Source organism: Streptomyces mayteni (assembly GCF_054783955.1).
Map to the genome: position 1 here is coordinate 1 of NZ_BAAGPR010000215.1, position 5,401 is coordinate 5,401.

The window sequence follows — 5,401 nt, forward strand, 5'->3', positions numbered from 1 at the left end:
AAGGGCTCGTGGGGGCACCTCCCAGCGTTAGCTGGGGGAGGGTGGGGAAAACCCCGCGCGAAGCGCGGGGCACCCACCCCGCGGCGTAGCCGCCCCCACCGCGCGAAGCGCCGGGGCCGGCGCCGCAGGCCGGCCCGGCCCGCCAGGGCCCACCCGCGCGGAGCGCGGAACAGAGGGCGGGTGGGTGGGGGAAAATCCTCAGGCGGTCGCCACCACCGGGTGGCCGTCCAGGGTGATGCCCGCCGCCGTCATCTCCTCGCAGGCCGCGTCGACCGTACGCCGGCTGACGCCCGCCGTCAGGCTCAGCAGGACCCGCGTCGTCAGACCCTCCCTGGCCGCGTCCAGGGCCGTGGCCCGCACGCAGTGGTCCGTGGCGATGCCGACCACGTCGACGTCCGTCACGCCGCGCGCCCGCAGCCAGTCGGCGAGGCCGAGCCCGGACTCGTCGGCGCCCTCGAAGCCGCTGTAGGCGGCCGCGTAGGCGCCCTTGTCGAAGATCGAGTGGACGGCCCCCGAGGCGACCGCGGGAGCGAAGTTCGGGTGGAAGCCGGCGCCCTCGGTACCGACCACGCAGTGCCGGGGCCAGGAGTGGACGAAGTCCGGGCGCGACGAGAAGTGGTCGCCCGGGTCGACGTGGTGGTCGCGGGTGGCCACCACGTGCTGGTAGGCCGGCGTGGCGGCGCCGATCAGGTCGGTGATCGCGGCCGCGACGTCCGCGCCACCGCTGACCGGGACGCTTCCCCCCTCGCAGAAGTCGTTCTGCACATCGACGACGATCAGGGCGCGCTGCATGGGAACACCTCGTTTGCGGAAGCTTGCAGAAGGTTGCGGAAGCTTGCGGAAGACGAACGAAGAAGACGGATCCGAATCGTTCCGTGACTGTCGGCGATCGGTTGTGAGCCTACGCCGTCACCGGCGCCTCGGTGCGATAACGAGTCGGAAGCACCGGTTCGCCCCGCGAGAGCTGCGTGGCGGAGAGCGGTAGGCCGCTCCGGGCCCGCTCGTGGCGGTGGCGCGCCGTGTCCAGGGTCTCCCCGGTGAGCACCCGGCCGTCCCGCATCAGCTCGACGCTCAGCAGCGAGTCGGCGAGCTCGTCCGGTACCGGCCCGGTGCCGACGATCTCCTCGGCCGCCACCCCGTACTCGTCCCTCGCCCGCGCCGCCCACTTCACGCCGCCCACCGACAGCTTGCCGCCGAGGGACTTCTTGGCCACCGGCATCAGCGGCGAGCGCGGGTCGTCGTCGGTGGCCCTGGCCACCAGCTTGTAGACCATCGAGCAGGTCGGGTGCCCGCTGCCGGTGACCAGCTGGGTGCCCACGCCGTAGGCGTCGACCGGCGCCGCCGCGAGCGAGGCGATCGCGTACTCGTCGAGGTCGCTGGTCACCACGATCCTGGTGCTCCGCGCGCCGAGCTCGTCCAGTTGCTGCCGCACCCGGTGCGCCACCACCAGCAGATCGCCCGAGTCGATCCGCACCGCGCCGAGCTCGGGCCCGGCGACCGAGACGGCCGTGCGGACGGCCTCGGCGACGTCATAGGTGTCCACCAGCAGGGTGGTGCCGGTGCCGAGCGAGGCGACCTGGGCGGTGAACGCGTCCCGCTCCGAGTCGTGCAGCAGCGTGAACGCGTGGGCGCTGGTGCCGACCGTGGGGATGCCCCAGCGGTAGCCGGCCGCCAGGTCGGAGGTCGAGGAGAAGCCGCCGACGTACGCCGCCCTGGCGGCGGCGACCGCCGCCAGCTCGTGGGTGCGCCTGGCGCCCATCTCGATCAGCGGCCGGCCGATCGCCGCCACCGCCATCCGGGAGGCGGCGGCGGCCACCGCCGAGTCGTGGTTGAGGATCGACAGGATCACGGTCTCCAGCAGCACGCACTCCGCGAAGCTGCCCTCGACCTGGAGGATCGGCGAGCCGGGGAAGTAGACCTCGCCCTCCGGATAGCCGTGGATCTCGCCGGTGAACCGGAAGTCGGTCAGCCAGTCGAGGGTCGGCCGGTCCACGACGCCCCGCTCGTCCAGGTACTCCAGGATGGCCGGTTCGAAGCGGAAGTTCTCCACCGCGTCGAGCACCCGGCCGGTGCCCGCCACCACCCCGTAGCGGCGGCCCTCGGGCAGCCGGCGGGTGAAGACCTCGAACACCGAACGCCGGTGCGCGGTGCCGGCCCGCAGCGCGGCCTGGAGCATCGTCAGCTCGTACTGGTCGGTGAACAGGGCGGTCGACGGCACCGCCACGGGCGCTCCCGACCGTCCTTCGTCCGTCACATCCACGTTCATGGCGCCAGCCTACCTCGCATCTCGTCAGAGTGACGATATCTGGATCCGGGCCGCCGCTTGGGCGTGGGGGCGTCCGGGATGGCAGCATGGGTGCCGTGAGTGCCATCCCCATGGAGATCGAGAGCACGGAGTCGCAGGAAGCGCCGGCCGAGGTGCCGGCGCCTGACGTGCCGTGGGTCACGGTCGTACACAACGACCCGGTGAATCTCATGAGTTACGTGACCTACGTCTTCCAGGCGTATTTCGGCTACTCGAAGGACAAGGCCAAGAAGCTCATGCTGGACGTGCATCACAAGGGCCGGGCGATCGTCTCCCAGGGCAGTCGCGAGGAGATGGAGCGGGACGTGCAGGCCATGCACGGCTACGGCCTGTGGGCCACGCTGCAGCAGGACCGCTGATGGTGACCTACTTCGAGGCCACCCGCGACCCCGAGGGCGGCGCCGCGATCGCGCTCGACGACGGCGAGATCTCCGTCCTCCGCACCCTGGCCGGCCAACTGCTCGAACTGATCGGCCCCGAGCAGGGCCCGGCCGACGGCGACGACGACCCGCTGGCCGCGCTGTTCACCGAGGGCCCGAGCGAGCCGCCGCGGGACCCGGCGCTCGCCCGGCTCTTCCCGGACGCCTACGGCGAGCCCGGCCAGGAACAGGACGACGAGATCCGCCGGCAGTCCGCCGAGTTCCGCCGCTTCACCGAGGCCGACCTGCGGACCCGCAAGCGGGAGGACCTGCTCGCCATGGTCCGCGGCCTCGACGAGGCCCGCCGGAACGCGGAGGGCGACGCGCCCGCCCTGCTGACGCTCGGCCCCGAGGACGCCAGGCGCTGGCTCGGCGCGCTCAACGACCTGCGGCTCACCATCGCCGTCCGCCTCGACATCAAGGACGACGACACCGCGGAGGCGCTCCTCGACTTCCCGGCCGGCGACCCGAACAGGCCGATCGTGCTGGCCTACGTCTGGCTCGGCGGCCTCCAGGACTCCCTCATCGGGACGCTGCTGCCCTGACCCCGAGCCACCCCGCCTACCCTGGCGCCATGCTTACCATCAGCCAGGAGCTGCGCGACCGGATCGTCGCCCACGCCCGCGCCGACCACCCCGACGAGGCCTGCGGGGTGATCGCGGGACCGGCCGGCACCGACCGCCCCGAGCGGTTCGTGCCGATGCTCAACGCGGCGCGGTCGCCCACCTTCTACGAGTTCGACTCGGGCGACCTGCTCAAGCTCTACCGCGAGATGGACGACCGCGACGAGGAGCCGGTGGTCATCTACCACTCCCACACCGCCACCGAGGCGTACCCGTCCCGCACCGACGTCTCGTACGCCAACGAGCCGGGCGCGCACTACGTCCTGGTTTCCACCGCCGAGTGCGGCAACGACGAGGGGCCGGTCTCGTTCCGCTCGTTCCACATCGTGGAGGGCGAGATCACCGAGGAGGAGGTGCGGGTGGTCTGAGCGGGAAGCGGGTGGTCGATGTTATGGGCCGATTTCCATGTGCGTTGCCGGGAATGGCTACGATGCGAGCATGGTTTCTCACGGCGTGAACGACGAATGGCCCGGCGGTGTCCCGCTGGTGGCGCGTCTGCACGTCGATCTGTGCCGCCTCGCCAGCGCCATGTGTCGCGCGTCTCACTGATTCAGCCGCACGCGTCCGCCGCATCCGCCGCACCGCTTCGCCAGCTTCTCCCGCTTCGCCCGTCTCTCGCATCGCATTCGTTGCCCGAGCCCTCTCCTGGAGTCCTCATGGCCATCGAGGTCCGCATCCCGACCATCCTCCGCAGCTACACCGACGGCGAGAAGGCCGTCCAGGGCGCGGGGGCGACCATCGCCGAACTCTTCACCGACCTGGACACCAGCCACCCCGGCATCAGGGCCCGGCTGGTCGAGGACGGCGGCTCGCTGCGGCGCTTCGTCAACGTCTACCTCAACGACGAGGACGTCCGTTTCCTGAGCGGGGTCGACACCGAGCTGACCGACGGCGACAGCGTCACCATCCTGCCGGCCGTCGCCGGGGGCATGCGCTGATGCGGTTCGACTCGCCGCTGGCGGCCGTGGGCAACACGCCCCTGGTGCGGCTGCCGCGGCTGTCGCCGGCCGAGAACGTGCGGATCTGGGCCAAGCTCGAGGACCGCAACCCGACAGGTTCGGTCAAGGATCGGCCCGCGCTGTTCATGATCGAACAGGCGGAGAAGGACGGCCGGCTCACGCCAGGTTGCACCATCCTCGAACCCACCTCGGGCAACACCGGCATCTCGCTGGCGATGGCGGCCCGGCTCAAGGGCTACCGGATGGTCTGCGTGATGCCGGAGAACACCTCGTCCGAGCGGCGCGAGCTGCTCGCCATGTGGGGCGCGGAGATCATCCCGTCCCCGGCCGCCGGCGGCTCCAACACGGCCGTCCGGGTCGCGAAGGAACTGGCCGCCGAGCACCCCGACTGGGTGATGCTCTACCAGTACGGCAACCCGCACAACGCGGGCGCCCACTACGCCACCACCGGCCCCGAGATCCTGGTCGACCTGCCGTCCATCACCCACTTCGTGGCCGGCCTCGGCACCACGGGCACCCTGATGGGCGTCGGCCGCTACCTGCGCGAGCAGCGGCCCGACACCCAGATCGTCGCGGCCGAGCCGCGCTACGACGACCTGGTGTACGGGCTGCGGAACCTGGACGAGGGCTTCGTCCCCGAGCTCTACGACGAGTCGGTGCTGACCTCGCGCTTCTCCGTCGGCTCGGCCGACGCGGTGACGCGAACGCGTGAACTCCTCGCCCAGGAGGGCATCTTCGCCGGCATCTCGTCCGGCGCGGCCCTCCACGCGGCGATCGGCGTCGGCCGCCGGGCCCTCCGGGCGGGTGAACCGGCGGACATCGTCTTCATCGTCGCGGACGGGGGCTGGAAGTACCTGTCCACGGGCGTCTACACGGCCCCGACGACGGAGGCGGCCATCGAACACCTCCACGGCCAACTCTGGGCCTGACGCCGGTGGCCCTGCGGGGCCTTCCCCACCCACCCACCCGTTTGTTCCGCGCTCCGCGCGGCGGGGCCCCACCGGGCCCTGCCTGTTCCGGCCGTCCCCCCCCCCCCCCCCCCCCCCCCCCCCCCCCCCGGCGGGGGCGGGGCCCCCCCCCGGCCCGGTGCCTTGG

8 protein-coding genes are annotated in these 5,401 nt (G+C 72.0%); 6 read left to right on the forward strand and 2 right to left on the reverse strand.

What is annotated here, in order from left to right; all coding sequences use genetic code 11:
• Positions 1 to 198: 198 nt before the first annotated feature.
• Positions 199 to 792, reverse strand: a complete 594-nt coding sequence (locus ACYVPE_RS39105; protein ID WP_461038610.1) for an isochorismatase family protein — start codon at positions 790 to 792, stop codon at positions 199 to 201.
• A 109-nt stretch (positions 793 to 901) separates the two neighbouring features.
• A complete protein-coding gene (locus tag ACYVPE_RS39110; RefSeq protein ID WP_461038611.1) occupies positions 902 to 2,266 on the reverse strand; it encodes a nicotinate phosphoribosyltransferase in 1,365 nt (454 codons plus the stop codon).
• A gap of 86 nt (positions 2,267 to 2,352) precedes the next feature.
• On the opposite strand from ACYVPE_RS39110, the gene clpS reads away from it, so the two are divergent.
• The 6 genes from clpS (at position 2,353) to ACYVPE_RS39140 (ending at position 5,235) form a co-directional block, all read left to right on the forward strand.
• Entirely contained in the window at positions 2,353 to 2,664 is a 312-nt protein-coding gene (gene clpS, locus ACYVPE_RS39115; protein WP_461038612.1) for an ATP-dependent Clp protease adapter ClpS, read from the forward strand.
• Positions 2,664 to 3,269: a DUF2017 domain-containing protein gene (locus ACYVPE_RS39120; RefSeq protein WP_461038613.1), complete on the forward strand. Its 606-nt coding sequence runs from the start codon at positions 2,664 to 2,666 to the stop codon at positions 3,267 to 3,269. Before clpS ends, ACYVPE_RS39120 begins: the two co-directional genes overlap by 1 nt.
• 29 nt (positions 3,270 to 3,298) lie before the next feature.
• Complete coding sequence (locus ACYVPE_RS39125) at positions 3,299 to 3,715, forward strand: M67 family metallopeptidase (protein ID WP_461038614.1); 417 nt, start codon at positions 3,299 to 3,301, stop codon at positions 3,713 to 3,715.
• Positions 3,716 to 3,785: 70 nt separating this feature from the next.
• Positions 3,786 to 3,896 (forward strand): putative leader peptide, encoded by a 111-nt coding sequence (locus tag ACYVPE_RS39130; protein WP_341829967.1) that lies wholly within the window; start codon positions 3,786 to 3,788, stop codon positions 3,894 to 3,896.
• Between the two features lie 107 nt (positions 3,897 to 4,003).
• The gene (locus ACYVPE_RS39135; RefSeq protein ID WP_461038615.1) at positions 4,004 to 4,285 is read left to right on the forward strand and encodes a MoaD/ThiS family protein; all 282 of its coding nucleotides are present in this window, start codon (positions 4,004 to 4,006) and stop codon (positions 4,283 to 4,285) included.
• Complete coding sequence (locus ACYVPE_RS39140) at positions 4,285 to 5,235, forward strand: PLP-dependent cysteine synthase family protein (RefSeq protein WP_461038616.1); 951 nt, start codon at positions 4,285 to 4,287, stop codon at positions 5,233 to 5,235. Before ACYVPE_RS39135 ends, ACYVPE_RS39140 begins: the two co-directional genes overlap by 1 nt.
• Positions 5,236 to 5,401: the final 166 nt, after the last annotated feature.

Excerpts from the sequence above, each read along its gene's own strand:
- ACYVPE_RS39110 (WP_461038611.1), bottom strand. The coding sequence starts at position 2,266 with ATGAACGTGGATGTGACGGACGAAGGACGGTCGGGAGCGCCCGTGGCG.
- ACYVPE_RS39120 (WP_461038613.1), top strand. The coding sequence starts at position 2,664 with ATGGTGACCTACTTCGAGGCCACCCGCGACCCCGAGGGCGGCGCCGCG.
- ACYVPE_RS39140 (WP_461038616.1), top strand. The coding sequence starts at position 4,285 with ATGCGGTTCGACTCGCCGCTGGCGGCCGTGGGCAACACGCCCCTGGTG.
- ACYVPE_RS39105 (WP_461038610.1), bottom strand. The coding sequence starts at position 792 with ATGCAGCGCGCCCTGATCGTCGTCGATGTGCAGAACGACTTCTGCGAG.
- ACYVPE_RS39135 (WP_461038615.1), top strand. The coding sequence starts at position 4,004 with ATGGCCATCGAGGTCCGCATCCCGACCATCCTCCGCAGCTACACCGAC.
- ACYVPE_RS39130 (WP_341829967.1), top strand. The coding sequence starts at position 3,786 with ATGGTTTCTCACGGCGTGAACGACGAATGGCCCGGCGGTGTCCCGCTG.
- clpS (WP_461038612.1), top strand. The coding sequence starts at position 2,353 with ATGGGTGCCGTGAGTGCCATCCCCATGGAGATCGAGAGCACGGAGTCG.
- ACYVPE_RS39125 (WP_461038614.1), top strand. The coding sequence starts at position 3,299 with ATGCTTACCATCAGCCAGGAGCTGCGCGACCGGATCGTCGCCCACGCC.